This window comes from Phyllobacterium sp. (genome assembly GCF_037994405.1).
GTDB lineage: Bacteria > Pseudomonadota > Alphaproteobacteria > Rhizobiales > Rhizobiaceae > Phyllobacterium.
Genome location: NZ_JBBNAN010000476.1, coordinates 1 through 16026, shown reverse-complemented (window position 1 = coordinate 16026; position 16026 = coordinate 1). Strand labels below are relative to the sequence as shown.

The window sequence follows — 16026 nt, the reverse complement described above, 5'->3', positions numbered from 1 at the left end:
ACACCACCGGGCGATATCTTGTGCCGGAATATGGCGAGTTCTTCTTTTATCTCGCGGTGATCGCGATTGTCTGGGTGTTTCCGCGCGGATTGATGGGGAGAGCGAAATGAGCGCCTCCAATACATCCGCGACGATGGCTCGGGCATTGCCCGCGCAAAGTAGAAGCTGGCTGCGCGATCTCGCCGGCATTGCCGTTATCCTCGTTTCTGCGATAGTGGGGTATTTTCTATTCCCCAACAATCTGGCGCAGTTGACACGCATTATTGCGATCATGCAGTTTTTCCTGTCGCTGGATCTCGTCACCGGATATTGCGGTGTCGCAACGCTTGGTCATGCGGCGCTTTTCGGTGCCGGCGCCTATGCAGCAGGCATCGCCGCGGCTCATTTCGGCGTGACGGAGCCGCTTACGATGATCGCGATTGGCGCAGCCGGCGGCGCGCTCGCCGGGCTCGTATCGGGTGTGGTCATCCTTCGCGGCCATGGCCTTGCCCAGCTAGTGTTGTCGATCGCGGTGATCCATCTCTCTCATGAAGCGGCCAACAAGGCCTCGGCCTATACGGGCGGCAGCGATGGCCTTTCGGGCATCGCGCCTGATCCTATCCTTGGCCTCTTTGCATTCGATCTTTGGGGGCGCACAGCCTATGTCCTCGGTATCATTCTCCTGATCATTGTCTTCGTTCTTCTGCGTATCCTGGTGCGGTCGCCATTCGGAATGCTTTGCCGCGGTATCCGGCAGGACCCAATTCGCATCAGCGCGATGGGCGCGTCCGTCAAGGCGACCTTGATCAAAATGTACGTGATTTCCGGTGCCGTGGCCGGGATAGGGGGTGCATTCAATGCCGTATCGACACAAGTCGTCGGTCTTGACAGTCTGAGCTTCACCAATTCTGCCGAGGCACTGGTCATGCTGGTGCTGGGTGGTGCAGGTACGCTCTATGGAGCATTCATCGGTACGATCGTCTTCATCGGGGTCGAGGATTTCGTCTCCGCCGCCAATCCATTCCATTGGCTGACGATTGTCGGCGCGCTGCTGATCGCCGTGGTGCTGTTTGCACCCAAGGGGCTTTACGGCACCGCCGCTGCTCTTGTCGAACGATACAGGAAGGGCAGCAAATGACCGCACTCTTCGAGGTTGATCATCTTATGAAGTCCTTCGGAGGGCTGGACGTAACGCGCGACGTTTCGCTTTCACTGCAAAAAGGCGACCGGGTGGCGCTGATCGGCCCGAATGGGGCCGGCAAGACCACCTTTGTCAATCTGGTGACGGGGCATCTAAGACCAAACTCCGGCAAGGTGCGGATGGGTGGAGAAGACATCTCCACCTTCAATGCGATGAAACGCGTGCAGGCCGGACTTGTGCGCTCGTTCCAGGTGACGCGGCTCTTTGCGGAAATGACACCGGAAGAGCATGTGGCGCTGGCGATCCTGCAGAGGGAAGGCAAATCCGGCAGGGTAGCGGGGTCCTTCCAGGCCATGCCGGAGGTGATGCTCGAAACCTATGCAATCCTCGAGACGCTCAATCTCGTGGCACTGGCAAGGATGCAAGTCAGCGAAATTGCCTATGGCCAGCAGCGCCTGCTCGAAATCGCCTTGGCGATGGCTTTGCGGCCAAAGGTGCTTCTCCTCGACGAACCCGCTGCCGGGGTGCCGCACAGCGATACGTTTCTCATCGAGAATGCGCTGGCCCAGCTGCCTGACGATCTGGCCGTGCTGATGATCGAGCACGATATGGATCTGGTCTTCCGTTTTGCCAAACGGGTGATCGTGCTGGCTGCGGGAGAGATCATTTTCGACGGGTCACCACGCGAAGTCACCGAAGATGCGCTGGTGCGCGAAGCTTATCTTGGGAGTTATGCACATGCCAGCAGCGCGGCTTGAGATCAAAGGCCTTAGCGCGGGCTACGGGCCGACGCGGGTGATTGAAAATGTCTCCTTCACCGCCGAGGCCGGTTCGCGCATTGCCGTTCTTGGCCGCAATGGCGTCGGCAAGACAACACTGTTTGCCACCCTCGCTGGTCAGACGAAGCGCTATGACGGAACGATCGGACTGGGCGATGTGGATCTGACCCATATGGAAAGTGCCAGCCGCGCCTGGAACGGACTTGGCTTCGTGCCGCAATCACGCAGTATCTTCCCGTCGCTGACCGTCGAGGAAAATCTGTTCGTCGGGCTCAAGGACAGGCCGCGCAGTGCCCTGCAAGAGGCCTATGACATGTTCCCTCGACTCTATGAGCGGCGCAGCAATTCCGGGGCAAAACTCTCCGGGGGCGAACAGCAGATGCTCTCCACCGCCCGTACCATTCTCGGCAAGCCGACCGTGCTTTTGCTGGATGAACCGCTGGAGGGGCTGGCGCCGGTGATCTGCGAGGAGTTGATGGCAGCGTTCGCGCGCCTGGCTTCCAGCGGAGAAATGACGATCCTTCTTGTCGAACAGCGTATCCAGAGCGCTCTCGATTTTGCAGAACGGGTCATCATCCTCGAACGTGGCCGCATCGTTTGGGATGGCACCTCGGAGCAACTTGCGACTGATCGCGATACCGTCGATCAACTGCTTGGCGTGGCAAGCGTCGGCCATTGAGGCACGGCCAATCACAACCTGGCACAGACGTCGCCTCATCGTTCTCTCCCTTGTGGGGAGGGTTGCGGCTCACTCAGCGAAAATGTGGAAAGAATGTGGCAATGAGGATGAACTTCCCGGTGCCAGGTTGCACAGGATAGTGGACGAAAACACTCAACATACGGAAATAATTGACAAATTTTCTCCGGTTATTCCTTAGAATTCTTCTAATATATTGTTATTGCTTCGTTTTTCGCGACAGTCTATGACTCGCGCGACGCCGCATTCTCTCCTAGAGGGACGCCAAGACAGCGCCGGGGATTATGATTTATGCTTGTTCCATTCCTGATCATGCTTCGCGAGGGCATTGAGGCGGCGCTGATTGTCGGCATTGTCGCGAGCTATCTGAAGCAGACCGGCAGAGATACTTGGATGCCTGCGGTGTGGGTGGGAATCCTCCTTGCCGTTGCACTTTCACTCTTCGTCGGAGCGGGACTGCAGCTGGTCAGCGCGCAATTCCCGCAAAAAGCGCAGGAACTTTTCGAAGCGATGGTCGGGCTAATCGCTGTTGTCGTGCTGTCGTCCATGGTGTTCTGGATGCGCAGGGCGGCTCGCTCGATCAAGTCGGAGCTTCACACCTCGATCGACTCGGCACTTTCGCATTCAACCGGGCAGGCCTCTGCCTTGATTGGCATGGTGTTTTTCGCCGTGGCACGTGAGGGCCTGGAATCGGTGTTCTTCCTTCTCGCCATTTTCCAGCAAAGCACGAACAGCGACGCCCCGCTCGGCGCGCTGCTCGGCATTCTCGTGTCGATTGTGCTCGGTTACTGCATTTATGCAGGCGGGATCCGCATGAATCTTCGCCGCTTTTTTTACTGGACGGGTCTTTTCATTCTGGTGGTTGCCGCCGGCATGCTGGCAAGCACGCTGCGCCATTTGCATGAGGCCGGTGTCTGGAACATTCTTCAGACGGTTGTTTTCGACCTGAGCGATGTGCTGCCGGTCAGCAGTCCCTTCGGCACCCTGCTCTCCGGGATGTTCGGTTATCAGGATATGCCGACGCTGGGTGAAGTCATCGCCTATGCCGGGTTCCTTGCCATCAGCCTTTTCATGTTCCTGCGTCCTGTGGGTAGCCGTACCGCGGCTCCCCAGGCACGGCCCACTCATTGACCGAAAGAGATTTATGACAGACTCCGCGAACTCCACTACCTCCCGGCCCACATCCCAGAAGTTCATGAAGCTGGCGGTTGCCGGGGCGGCGCTCCTTGTCGTCGCAGGTGGTGTGGCTTTCTACTATACATCGAAGGGCGTGAAGTCCGGCAATTCGGGTAATGCCATCACGGTCACGATCAATGACAGCGCATGCGATCCCAATGTGATTACGGTTCCGGCCGGCCGTGCGACGTTCACGATCGTCAACAAGTCGAACCGCGCACTGGAATGGGAAATTCTCGATGGCGTGATGGTGCTCGAAGAGCGCGAGAACGTCGTCCCTGGATTCAGCCAGACATTGCAGACGAAATTGAAGGTCGGCGATTACGCAATCACCTGCGGCCTGCTCAACAATCCGCGCGGAACGCTGCACGTTGTGCCATCGGCCGAGTCCGAGGCGGAAGCGGCGCGCCCGGCGCTGGTCTCGTTTGTCGGACCGCTGGCGGAATTCCAGGTTTTCCTGGTGACGCAGGCAAACACGCTGGTGAGAGCGACGCAGGCGCTGGACGACGCGATCAAGGCAGGCGATCTCGAAAAAGCGCGCGAATCCTACCAGAAGGCCCGTGTCCCCTATAAGCAGATCGAGCCTATGGCGGATCTGTTTGCCGACCTGCACAATGCCATCGATCCGGTCGCGGATTACCTTGAAAAGCGCGAGCAGGACCCGGGCTTCACCGGGTTCCATCGCATCGAGTACGGGCTCTATGCCTCGAAGAGCCTAGATGGCCTGGCGCCCGTCTCATCAAAACTGCTTGCCGATGTGACGGCACTGAAAGACCGCATTCGCGGCTTGCGCATTCCGCCTGAACAAATCGCCAAGGGCGCAGGCCGGCTCGTCGGTCAAATTGCCGATACCAAAATCACCTCGGGCGAGGACCATTATGCGCAGACGGATCTCGCGGATTTCGAAGCCAACATTGCCGGGGTTGCGCGAATGATGGCGCTGTTGAAGCCCGTGGCCGAACAGGGGGCTCCGGCGATGGTTGGCGATATCGACGCTCGGATCGCGGACGCCGACAGCGCATTGGAGGCGCTGCGCGGGCCGGATGGCTATCCCTCGTACGACAAGATCGACGCGAGTAGCCGCAAGGCGCTTGCGCAGAAGATGCAGGTTTTGGCCGAAGTGATCGGCAAATTCAACGCGGCTGTCGGACTGGAGTAACGGGTGATGACAATGAGCGACAACAAACTGGTCACAAATCGCCGCAACATGCTGCTCGGTGTCGGGGTCGCGGGCAGTGTCTTGGCGGCGGGACTGACGACCGCGCGCGCAGCTGAGAAGCAAGGCGAACAGGTTACCGATGCGCCTGTCAGCGACAAGACGCAGGAGCGCCAATCATTTTACGGCGCGCACCAGGCGGGTATCGTCACCCCACGCCCGGCAGCCGGAATGATCGCATCGTTCCATGTGCTGGCGAAAACACCGGAAGATGTCGAGCGGCTGTTCAAGACGCTGTCGAGCCGCATCGCGTTCCTGATGAAGGGCGGCACGCCGGCGCAACTCGATGACAAGCTGCCGCCGTCGGATTCTGGGTTGCTCGGTCCGGTGGTGCCGCCTGACAATCTGACGATGACCGTGTCGCTGGGCTCGTCCTTCTTTGACCAGCGCGACTGGCTGCGGCCGCATAAGCCCGCACGGCTTTCGCGCATGAAAGCGTTTCGCAACGATGCGCTGGATGCCGACCTTTGCCATGGTGATCTGGCGCTGCAGATCTGTTCCAACACGCCGGACACGAATATTCATGCGCTGCGCGATATCCTGAAAAACCTGCCCGACCTCATGGTGCTGCGCTGGAAGCAAGAGGGCTCTGTCCCCGTGCTGCCGCCCAAGCCGGATGGCAGCCACGAAAGCGCGCGGAATTTCCTCGGGTTCCGTGACGGCTCGGCCAATCCCGACGCCAATAAGGCAGAACTGATGGACAAGATCGTCTGGGTTCCCAAGGAAGGCGACGAGCCGGCCTGGGCCCATGGCGGGACCTATCAGGCAGTGCGCATCATCCGCAATTTCGTCGAGCGCTGGGACCGCACGCCGCTTGGCGAGCAGGAACGGATCATCGGGCGGAAGAAAGCCACCGGGTCGCCCTTCGGCGGCCATACCGAGCACGACGTGCCGGACTATTCCAAGGATCCTGAGGGTACCGTGACGCCGCTCGATGCCCATATTCGTATGGCCAACAAGCGAACAGCAAGCTCCGACGCCAATCTGATCCTGCGCCGCCCGTTCAACTATTCCAACGGCGTCAGCAAATCTGGCCAGCTCGAGCAGGGGCTCCTGTTCATTTGCTATCAGGCCGATCTGGAGAAGGGCTTCATCACGGTCCAGAACCAGCTGAATGGCGAACCGCTCGAGGAATATATCAAGCCCATCGGCGGCGGGTTTTTCTTCACACCACCCGGCCCGTCGGACGAGAGCGATTTCGTGGGCCGCACACTCCTGGAAGCAGCCGGTCACAAGGTGGCCCGTACGTAACTCATCCTGAAGGGGACCAATGATGCAATTGAAACTGATACTCTCCGCAAGCTTGCTTGCCTTGACCGCAGCGATCACGCCTCGCGTGGCGATGGCTGATGTCTCCCCGCTCGATCTGGTCGGTCCGATCGCGGACTACAAGATCTATGTTTCCGAGAACGCTGAAAAGCTCGTGACCGACACGAAGGCATTTACGGATGCTGTCAAGGCGGGCGACATCGACAAGGCGAGGGCACTGTTCGGGTCCACGCGCATGAGCTACGAGGCAATCGAGCCGATTGCCGAACTGTTCAGCGATCTGGACGGCTCCATCGATTCCCGCGCCGATGACCACGAGCAGGCGGAGAAGGACCCGGAATTCACCGGCTTCCACCGTATCGAATACGGACTTTTCGCCCAAAACAGCACTAAGGACCTGGCGCCATTCGCCGACAAGCTGATGGCCGACGTGACCGAGCTTAACAAGCGCATTGTCGACCTGACCTTGCCGCCGGAAAAGGTGGTCGGTGGAGCGGCCGTGCTGATGGAAGAAGTGGCGGCAACCAAGATTTCCGGTGAAGAAGATCGCTACAGCCACACTGATCTTTGGGATTTCAAGGGCAATTTCGATGGTTCGCGTAAGATTTTCGAACTCGTGCGTCCGCTGGTCGAGAAGGACGACAGTGCCTTCGTCACCAAGGTGTCTGGCAATTTCGACACCGTCGACACGACATTGGCCAAGTACAAGACCGCCGATGGCTATCAACTCTACGACAAGCTCACCGAAGACGACCGTGCCGTGCTCGCCGCGGCCGTGAATACGCTTGCTGAAGACCTGTCGACGCTACGGGGCAAGCTCGGCCTCAACTGACAGCTTCCTTATTTCGCCTTTACAGCCCGGCCCGATCGTGAAGATCGGGCCGGGCTTTTTTGTCGCTGTGTTCCAGGCCCTTCCGCGTTTTTGGGCTCTTGCAAATAGTTTGTTAAATATTGTAATTTCAGTAATTACTGAAATAACTGTCTTAACGGAAAAGCCAATGAACCTACCGCCGCTCGTTCAATCCTTCGTTCTGCACTTCGGTGAGATGGGCAGCCGGTGGGGAATCAACCGCACCGTGGGTCAGATCTACGCCTTGCTCTACGTCTCGCCCGAACCGCTCAATGCGGACCAGATCGTCGAGGCACTCGGCATTTCGCGCTCCAACGTCTCGATGAGCCTGCGCGAATTGCAGGCATGGAATCTTGTCCTGCTGAAACATCTTCCCGATGATCGCCGTGATTTTTTCACGACACCGGACGATGTCTGGCAGATATTGCGCACGCTTGCCGAAGAGCGGAAGAAGCGCGAAGTCGACCCGACACTTTCCGTCCTGCGCGAAATCCTGATGCAGCAGCCTGCCAGCGACGCCGAGCGGCATGCGCAGGCACGCATGAGCGAGATGCATGGGCTCATCGAGCGCCTGACCACCTGGTACGAAGACGTCAAGCAACTGGAAACTGACCGGTTGGCGACCCTGTTGACGCTAGGCGCCAAAGTTACGAAACTGCTTGAGGCGAAGGACAAGATCGTGTCCCTCGGCAGGTCGAAGCGCTCTACCGAAAAGGGTTGAAGTGATGGCACCGGCAGCTGACGCATCCTCGATCGCGCTTCGCACGCAGAACGATTTTGTGGATGAGCGGGAAGCACAGCACACCATCTCCGCAGAACCACTGGCCAAACCGGAAAATAAGACCGCCAAAGCAATCGGCCGCGCCGGATGGTTTGCGCCGCTGGTTCAAGCGCTGGCTGCGCTGCTGTGGCTACCGCAGGCGGCACTCCTCGCCATGGGGATTGGCAATGTTGCCGCCGGCCGCGGCATGGCAGACATCGAGTGGCTGGTTGCTGGTGTTGTCACTATCGGTATTGCGCGGGCGCTGCTCGATGCAGTTGGAAGCCGGCTTGCCTTTCGTGCTGCCCGGCATGTTTTGTCCGAGAAGCGCAAGAGGTCAATAACAACCCTCTCAGCGCGGTCGCCACTGGATATGGACCGCCCCGCTTCCGGCCATGCGGCAAGTGTGCTCGCGGAGCAAGCCGAGGCGATCGTTCCTTATCTCTCGCGCTTCCGCCCTGCCCGGCTGAAGGCGACGATCGTACCGGTTGCCATCGTTCTCTGCGTCTTGCCAATTTCCTGGGCGGCTGCGGTCGTCCTCCTGATCTCTGCGCCACTCATCCCGATCTTCATGGCACTGATCGGGTGGCGTGCGAAAGCCGCGAGCGAACAGCAATTGGTCGAGATGGGCGGAATGAATGGCTTTCTGCTCGATCGCCTTCGTGGTCTCGCGACGATCCGTTCGCTCGATGCCGTCGAATTGACCGCAGGGCGCCTGAGAGCCAACGCCGAATCGCTGCGAACCCGGACAATGGCCGTACTCCGCATCGCATTTCTGTCCTCGGCGGTGCTCGAGCTATTTGCTGCATTGGGTGTTGCCATGGTTGCGGTCTATATCGGCTTCCACCTCCTCGGCCAGCTGAATTTTGGCGCCTGGGGCGAGCGCTTGAGCCTGAACGAAGGCCTGTTCATCCTGCTGCTCGCCCCGGCGTTCTTCGAACCGCTGCGCGAGTTGTCTTCGGTCTGGCACGACCGCGCCGCAGGCGAGGCGGCGATGGATGCGCTGGATCGGCTATCAGAGAATGGCATCGCCATGTCCGGTGCCGGGAGCAGCGGCAACCGCCCAATTTTCCCCACGGGCGGCGCTTCTCGTGTTCGGATCGAGTCCCTTAGATTTCGGCACAGCACCGGTAAGCCCGCGGTATTCGACGGGTTCGACCTCCACGTTGCTCCGGGAGAACGGGTAGCGTTGCTCGGTGCGAGCGGTACCGGAAAATCCACGCTCCTCGCCCTGATGGCTGGACTGGCACCCTATCAGTCAGGGCGGATAAGCATCGGTGGAACACCACTGACCGTCACTACGGCTGCTGAGCTTCGCGCTGGCATCGCCTGGGTGGGACAAAAGCCGCACATATTTGCCGGCTCAGTATCTGACAACGTGGCGCTGGGACGACCGGAGGTCGGCCCGAACGAGACACAAATTGCACTGCAGAAGGCTGCTCTCAGCGAGGTAGCGAATGCACACGGACATGCTTCTGTCGGTGAAGGTGGCTCAGGCTTGTCCGGTGGCGAAGTGCTGCGGCTTGCAATTGCGCGTGCCGCAGCCAATCCGGATGCCGGACTGATCCTTGCCGATGAACCGACAGCACATCTCGACACGGCGACGGCCAACCACATCACCGAAAGCCTGCTGGCGATCTCGGCCGGAAAAACGCTGATCGTTGCCACGCATGATCCCGTTCTGGCAAACCGCATGGACAGGATCATTACACTGGAGGGCGTGTAATGGCCCTGTGGAACGCATTCCGGCCGATAATGGCCCTGTTCCTCAACCAGCGGCGCAACACGCTTCTGGCGGGTATCCTGTTGGCGACTACAACCGTCCTGGCCGGCATCGCCCTTCTCGGGCTCTCGGGCTGGTTTATCACGGCGACGGCAATTGCCGGGCTCTCGTCGGCGACTGCCTTCGCCTTCGACGTTTTTGCGCCAGCCGCCGCAATCCGCTTCCTCGCGCTTGCCCGCACGGCCGCCCGCTACGGCGAGCGGCTGACAACACATGACGCGACACTTCGTGTACTGGCAGGCCTGCGCGAACAGATATTTCGCAATTGGGCCCAGCCGCAGGCTGCGCGAGTGCTGCTGAAGCGTCCGGCAAGACTGCTGTTCCGTCTCACCGCCGATATCGATGCGCTCGATTCGCTTTATTTGCGGATTCTGGTGCCCGCTTCGGTCGCCCTCTGTACCGCCGTCGCCGTCACAGTCGCGCTTGGGCTGATGCATCCATTACTGGGGTTCGCCACTGGATTGTGGCTGGTTCTGGCCGGGCTCGGTATCCCGCTCCTCGCCGCCCATTTTTCAAAAAGGCCTTCACGGCGGCGGTTCCATTCATTGGAAGGTCTCCGTTCGAGAACGATCGATCTCGTCGCAGGTCAGACAGACCTAGCAATGACCGGGCGGCTCGTCGCGCAGCGTGAGGCTGTCATGGCCGCCGATGGCCGATTGTCCGGAGCAGATGACGTGTTGAATCGCATCGAGATGTTCGTCACCGCCGGCTTTGGCGCAGCATCGGCTATTCTGCTGGGTGGCATCCTTCTCGTTGTGACTGCCCTTGGCGATGCTGGCGTCATCGGCGGTCCGGTGGCTGCTCTCGGTCTGCTGATTGCGCTCGCAGCCCTGGAGCCTTTTACCGGCTTGCGCCGCGGTGCGGTGGAGCTCGGTCGCACCATCCTTGCAGCGCGGCGCATTGGACCAAACATTTCCCCCCTCCCCTCCCCCGCATCGCGGACCATGCCGAGGGGCGACATCGCGGTTAACCTTGAGGACGTCTCGGTCCGCTATGGCGAGTCCCCCCTCCCCTCCCTTCGTGATCTGTCGCTCTCTCTGGTTCGCGGCGAACGCATTGCCCTTGTTGGTGCCAGCGGCGCGGGCAAGTCGACGCTGCTCGCGCTCCTTGCGCAGGAGATTGAAGCCGAGGCAGGCCGGGTTGAATGTCTTCCCGCAACGCTCCTTACCCAAAAAACCGAACTCTTCCAGGATAGCTTGCGCGACAATCTGTTGCTGGCCGATCCGAACTCCGACGACGAGCGCCTGCTCGAAGTTCTAGCAATAGCCGGCCTCGAGGAATTTGTGGCTGCCCTGTCCGCAGGTCTCGACACCAAGCTAGGCGAAGGCGGTTTCGGTCTCTCCGGTGGTCAGGCACGGCGGCTCGCATTGGCGCGGCTTCTGCTGCGCAACACGCCTCTCTGGCTTCTCGATGAACCGACCGAGGGACTCGACGGCGAGACTGCCCGCGATGTGTTGCAGCGTCTCAGTGCACAGATGCGTGGACGCTCGGTGGTCATCGCCACGCATATACGGCGGGAGGCAATCATCGCCGACCGCCTGCTCGTCCTCGAGCGCGGACGTGTCGTATGCACCGCGCGCCGGGCAGAGAGAGAATTTGACGCCGCCCTCGCCGCGCTTCGGCCGGACTGAGAGCGGGCAATCAACTTCCGGCGTTCACGACGTGAGTGCCGGCTAACAGGGGGCCGGGACTGCCCGGCAGAAAGCAATGGAACTCGACATCGTGGCGCTCTCGCGCCTGCAATTCGCGATCACAGCTCTTTACCATTTTCTCTTCGTGCCACTGACGCTGGGACTGTCGGTCCTGCTGGCGATCATGGAGACGGTCTACGTAATGACCGGCCGCGTTGTCTGGCGCCAGATGACGAAATTCTGGGGCACGCTGTTCGGCATCAACTTTGCGCTTGGCGTGGCCACCGGCATTGTCATGGAATTCCAGTTCGGCATGAACTGGAGCTATTACAGCCACTATGTCGGGGACATTTTCGGAGCGCCTCTGGCAATCGAGGGATTGATGGCGTTCTTCCTCGAAGCAACGTTTGTCGGGTTGTTTTTCTTCGGTTGGGACAGGCTTTCCAAGGTCGGACACCTGGCGGCCACCTGGGCGGTTGCCGCCGGTTCCAACTTCTCGGCGCTGTGGATCCTCATTGCCAATGGCTGGATGCAGAACCCGGTCGGCTCAGCTTTCAATCCACAGACGATGCGCATGGAAGTCATTGATTTTTATGAGGTTTTGTTCAATCCGGTCGCTCAGGCCAAATTTGTTCATACCGTATCGGCAGGTTACGTAACCGCCTCGATCTTCGTGCTCGGTGTCTCGGCGTGGTATGCACTGAAAGGCCGGCATATTGAGCTCGCCAAGCGCTCGATGACCGTTGCCGCGTCGTTTGGCCTTGCTGCGTCGCTGTCGGTCGTGGTTCTTGGCGACGAGAGCGGGTATCTCTCCACCGAACACCAGAAGATGAAGCTTGCGTCCATCGAAGCGATGTGGAGGACCGAGCCTGCGCCGGCGGCGTTCACCGCCTTCGGCTTTCCCGACCAGGAGGCGCGCGAGACGCATTATGCCGTGCACGTTCCCTGGGTCATGGGATTGATCGGGACGCGCTCGCTGACGACCGTCATTCCCGGTATCGAAGAACTGGCCGATCATGCCAAGACACGTATTCGCCAGGGGCTCCTTGCCTATGATGCCTTGCAACGGATCCGTGAGGCAGGCGGCACGACTACGGTCAGTGCCGAAGTGCGCAATGCTTTCGAGGCAAACGGCGCCGATCTTGGCTATGCGCTGCTGTTGAAGCGATATGTGGATGATCCGCGGCAGGCGACGGATGCGCAGATCGAGAAGGCGGCCTGGGACACCGTTCCGAACGTGCCGACATTGTTCTGGTCGTTCCGCATCATGGTCGGGCTCGGCATGTTCTTTATCCTACTGACGCTGACCTTCTTCATCCTCTCGGTCCGGCGTCACATCGATGCCTATCCATGGCTGCTGCGTATTGCAGTTATCGCAATTCCCCTCCCCTGGGTCGCGGCTGAGCTTGGCTGGGTCGTTGCCGAGTTCGGCCGTCAGCCCTGGGTCATCGAAGGCGTCCTGCCGACCGCAGCAGCGGTTTCCAGTATTGGCGCCACATCGCTGCTCATCAGCATTGCCGGGTTCGTCGTGATCTACACGGTGCTCGCCATCATCGAGATGGGCTTGATGCTCAAGGCTATTGCCAAGGGTCCGGAGCCCGATATGGAGCCGGAAGCCGCACTGATCTCCCCCCACATCGTTCCAGCGGAGTAACCCATCATGATCCTGCACCAATTCATTGACTATGAAACATTGCGCCTGATCTGGTGGTTCCTGCTGGGCGTGCTGCTGATCGGCTTCGCCGTCACCGACGGCTTCGATCTCGGGACGGGCACCCTGCTGCCCTTTGTGGCTAAGACCGATATGGAACGGCGGATCGTCATCAATACGATCGGTCCGGTCTGGGAGGGCAACCAGGTCTGGCTCATCCTTGCAGGCGGCGCGATCTTCGCCGCCTGGCCGCCGCTCTATGCGGTGTCCTTCTCCGGCTTCTACCTTGCCATGTTCGTGATCCTCGCGTCACTGATCCTGCGTCCTGTCGGGTTCAAATACCGCTCGAAGCGTGACAGTGACACTTGGCGCGCCGCCTGGGACTGCGCGTTGTTCATCGGCGGTTTCGTGCCGTCGCTGATCTTCGGGGTTGCCATTGGCAATGTCCTGCAGGGCGTGCCCTTCCGCTTCAATGGCGATCTGCGCATTTTCTACGAGGGCTCGTTCTTCGGGCTGCTCAATCCCTTCGCACTGCTCTGCGGGCTGCTGTCGGTTGCAATGCTGGTCATGCATGGCAGTGCCTGGCTTGTGCTCAAGACCTCGGGACCGGTTGCGGACCGGGCGAGGCGGTATGGCAGTCTCGCTGCGCCAATCACCATTTTCCTGTTCGTGCTGGCTGGGCTGGTTCTTTGGCTCGGCGTTGGCGGTTATCGCATAACCAGCGTCGTCGATCCCCATGGCGTATCCAATCCGCTCGCGAAAACCGTTGTCGAAGAAACCGGCGCGTGGTTTGCCAATTACAGCAGCTATCCCTGGCTCCTGCTTGCTCCCGTATTTGGGGTTGTGGGAGCGGCGGGTGCGTTTCTCGGTCTGCAGGCGCGCCGTGAGGTGGCAACGATCCTGTCGAGTGCCCTGTCGATTTTCGGCATCATTTCAACGGTGGGCGTATCGATGTTCCCGTTCATCCTGCCTTCCTCGCTCGATCCAAAGTCGAGCCTGACCGTATGGGACGCATCATCAAGCCATTTGACGCTGTTCATCATGCTGGTGGTGACGGCGATCTTCATCCCGCTCATCGTCATCTATACGAGCTGGGTCTACCACGTCCTGTGGGGCAAGGTGGACGAAGCTGCCATCGACGACAAAAGCGGCCACGCCTACTGAGGAAAGGATTGAATCATGTGGTATTTTGCCTGGCTTCTCGGATTGCCCTTTGCCGCTGCCTTCGCCGTGCTGAACGCGATGTGGTACGAACTGGTGGAAGACGACAAATCCCGCAAGGAGAATTCCGGGAAATAAGGACCGGTATTCCCCCGCTTTCTTTACCGCAGTGGATCGCGAGATTTACTGCGGTAAAAAGGATAAAAATATATAGTGAAAACAATCATCTCGACGAACTGCCTTGTCAAACCGCACCTTGCAAACAAAGTTGCTAGCTTCCCGCGCGTTAACCTTTTGTTAACCCAAAAATTCTTGCCGTATCAATCGAATCGGAGCTTGAACTCGCGCCCACGCTCCTCGCCGCCGGCAAGGTTGCGCGGAGTGTGTCGCACGCCGGAAGGCGTCTTCCGACCAATTGCCAATTCCGGTGGCTTCGTCAGGTGTAATGTTGTTCGAGTATAGAGTTCCAAACGGTGTGGGGAAGCGCGCGAGCGCCTGCAAAGGGCATCCCACCCGGCGCGGTGTGACAAACGATACAATCACCGACCGTCGCGAGCTGCTCACCGCGCCCAACCATTGCGAGATCAAAGCTCGACTTCGCGGGCCGCGGAACTCTGGGCATTTCGGGTTCGTGCACGTACCAGGCCGCGAAGACGATTCCGACAACCGCAAAGGCGGAAACGCCCCCGATGGCACGCACAAGATTTCGTTTGGTGAGTTTCATTTTCAGAGCCTAAGCATCCGCCGCTTGCGGGGGAAATTATGGGTGGGCGGAGGAACGTCTTGTCGGAACTCACGAACTTTGGATCAACGAACTGTTGAACGAGACAGCCTTTCCTCGGGTATTCGGAAAACACATACTCTGTGGAACCATGACGGCGGGTGGTCCCTCCACCCCTTGGACCGTTTCTTGTGCTTCTTCCTCAGCATGATGCAGAGCGTCCATGTCGTGTAATTGGCTATGCTCCGGAAATGCATTCTGGAGCTGCCGGCCTTGAAGTAATTTCCCCATCCTCGCAGGATCGGATTGACCCTTTCCTTGATCAGATCGGGAAGATCCCAGTGCTGTCCGCACTCACACAGTGCCTCCTAGAACGATACCCATGGCAGAAGCAGAGACCCTTCCCTCCGGCCAGGTTTTGTTGTCCTGCCCATCAACGGTACTATGATCTCCTCCGACTCCTTATCCCGCATCCGTCCAGATTTCGGTGGTTGCTGCCGCAGGGCTGAAATTTACGAGGCTTATGAAGGTTCACTTTCGTTACGGGCTGCATGCTTGCGGGCACCCACGGTCTGGGTCGGGGGCAACCTTGGTCCGGCGTTGTTCCCGCGCTTCAGTCACCATCCACACGTACGCCATAGCTACACAGACAACTAACCTCCTTCTGTGGCAGGACTCTCACCTGCAAGGAACTGAGCAGCTCTCAGCAGTGCTCCAGTAGGAACACCGCTGATTTGCGAACGACTCAGAATGGAATCTCGTCATCAAGATCGCGATCAAAATTGCGACCGAAATCACTGCCTGCCGACCGATCACCATAGCGGTCGCGATCGACGTCTTTCTCTTCGTCCGCAGGGCTGTTGGCGGAAGCATCCTCCTTACGACTATCGAGCATCTTCAATTCGCCGCGGAATTTCTGCAGAACGATTTCCGTCGTGTAGCGGTCACTGCCGCTCTGATCTTGCCACTTGCGGGTCTGCAAGGCGCCTTCGAGGTACACCTTCATGCCCTTCTTCAGGTACTGCTCAGCAAGTTTGGCAAGGTTGTCGTTGAAGATAACAACGCTGTGCCACTCGGTTTTTTCCTTGCGTTCGCCGCTCGCCTTGTCACGCCAGCTTTCAGACGTGGCAATGCGAAGATTGGCAACGGGATCTCCGTTGCCCAAACGGCGGATTTCCGGATCGGCTCCGAGGTTGCCGATCAATATGACCT

Annotated in this window: 14 protein-coding genes and 2 pseudogenes; 14 read left to right on the top strand and 2 right to left on the bottom strand. The window is 59.2% G+C overall.

Annotation, left to right across the window (positions count from 1 at the left end):
• The 14 genes and pseudogenes from AAAC48_RS26555 to cydX all read left to right on the top strand — a co-directional run.
• Positions 1 to 110, top strand: a pseudogene (locus tag AAAC48_RS26555) (branched-chain amino acid ABC transporter permease); the annotation flags it as partial.
• A complete protein-coding gene (locus AAAC48_RS26550) occupies positions 107 to 1117 on the top strand; it encodes a branched-chain amino acid ABC transporter permease (RefSeq protein ID WP_340657071.1) in 1011 nt (336 codons plus the stop codon). The pseudogene AAAC48_RS26555 and the gene AAAC48_RS26550, both read left to right, overlap by 4 nt.
• On the top strand, positions 1114 to 1878 hold the full coding sequence (locus tag AAAC48_RS26545; RefSeq protein WP_340657070.1) for an ABC transporter ATP-binding protein: 765 nt from the start codon (positions 1114 to 1116) through the stop codon (positions 1876 to 1878). Before AAAC48_RS26550 ends, AAAC48_RS26545 begins: the two co-directional genes overlap by 4 nt.
• The gene (locus tag AAAC48_RS26540) at positions 1859 to 2578 is read left to right on the top strand and encodes an ABC transporter ATP-binding protein (protein ID WP_340657069.1); all 720 of its coding nucleotides are present in this window, start codon (positions 1859 to 1861) and stop codon (positions 2576 to 2578) included. The genes AAAC48_RS26545 and AAAC48_RS26540 overlap by 20 nt, the downstream gene beginning before the upstream one ends.
• A gap of 309 nt (positions 2579 to 2887) precedes the next feature.
• Positions 2888 to 3727, top strand: a complete 840-nt coding sequence (efeU, locus tag AAAC48_RS26535) for an iron uptake transporter permease EfeU (RefSeq protein ID WP_340657068.1) — start codon at positions 2888 to 2890, stop codon at positions 3725 to 3727.
• Between the two features lie 13 nt (positions 3728 to 3740).
• Positions 3741 to 4931 carry an iron uptake system protein EfeO gene (efeO, locus tag AAAC48_RS26530; protein ID WP_340657067.1) on the top strand — a complete coding sequence of 397 codons (1191 nt, stop codon included), beginning with the start codon at positions 3741 to 3743 and terminating at the stop codon, positions 4929 to 4931.
• 6 nt (positions 4932 to 4937) lie between these two features.
• Positions 4938 to 6239 (top strand): iron uptake transporter deferrochelatase/peroxidase subunit, encoded by a 1302-nt coding sequence (gene efeB, locus AAAC48_RS26525; protein WP_340657066.1) that lies wholly within the window; start codon positions 4938 to 4940, stop codon positions 6237 to 6239.
• Positions 6240 to 6261: 22 nt separating this feature from the next.
• Complete coding sequence (gene efeO / locus AAAC48_RS26520) at positions 6262 to 7089, top strand: iron uptake system protein EfeO (RefSeq protein ID WP_340657072.1); 828 nt, start codon at positions 6262 to 6264, stop codon at positions 7087 to 7089.
• 166 nt (positions 7090 to 7255) lie between these two features.
• Positions 7256 to 7828, top strand: a complete 573-nt coding sequence (locus AAAC48_RS26515) for a GbsR/MarR family transcriptional regulator (RefSeq protein ID WP_340657065.1) — start codon at positions 7256 to 7258, stop codon at positions 7826 to 7828.
• Between the two features lie 4 nt (positions 7829 to 7832).
• On the top strand, positions 7833 to 9593 hold the full coding sequence (cydD, locus tag AAAC48_RS26510; protein WP_340657064.1) for a thiol reductant ABC exporter subunit CydD: 1761 nt from the start codon (positions 7833 to 7835) through the stop codon (positions 9591 to 9593).
• Complete coding sequence (gene cydC / locus AAAC48_RS26505) at positions 9593 to 11281, top strand: thiol reductant ABC exporter subunit CydC (RefSeq protein ID WP_340657063.1); 1689 nt, start codon at positions 9593 to 9595, stop codon at positions 11279 to 11281. The genes cydD and cydC overlap by 1 nt, the downstream gene beginning before the upstream one ends.
• Before the next feature lie 76 nt (positions 11282 to 11357).
• Positions 11358 to 12935, top strand: a complete 1578-nt coding sequence (locus tag AAAC48_RS26500) for a cytochrome ubiquinol oxidase subunit I (protein ID WP_340657062.1) — start codon at positions 11358 to 11360, stop codon at positions 12933 to 12935.
• A gap of 6 nt (positions 12936 to 12941) precedes the next feature.
• Positions 12942 to 14096, top strand: a complete 1155-nt coding sequence (gene cydB, locus AAAC48_RS26495) for a cytochrome d ubiquinol oxidase subunit II (protein ID WP_340657061.1) — start codon at positions 12942 to 12944, stop codon at positions 14094 to 14096.
• Between the two features lie 15 nt (positions 14097 to 14111).
• A complete protein-coding gene (cydX, locus tag AAAC48_RS26490) occupies positions 14112 to 14231 on the top strand; it encodes a cytochrome bd-I oxidase subunit CydX (RefSeq protein ID WP_340657060.1) in 120 nt (39 codons plus the stop codon).
• A gap of 249 nt (positions 14232 to 14480) precedes the next feature.
• Here cydX and AAAC48_RS26485 read toward each other — a convergent pair.
• Both AAAC48_RS26485 and ssb read right to left on the bottom strand, forming a co-directional pair.
• A pseudogene (locus AAAC48_RS26485) lies at positions 14481 to 14715 on the bottom strand (cytochrome C); the annotation flags it as partial.
• 844 nt (positions 14716 to 15559) lie between these two features.
• On the bottom strand, positions 15560 to 16026 hold a 467-nt coding region (gene ssb, locus AAAC48_RS26480), incomplete at its 5' end, for a single-stranded DNA-binding protein (protein ID WP_340657059.1).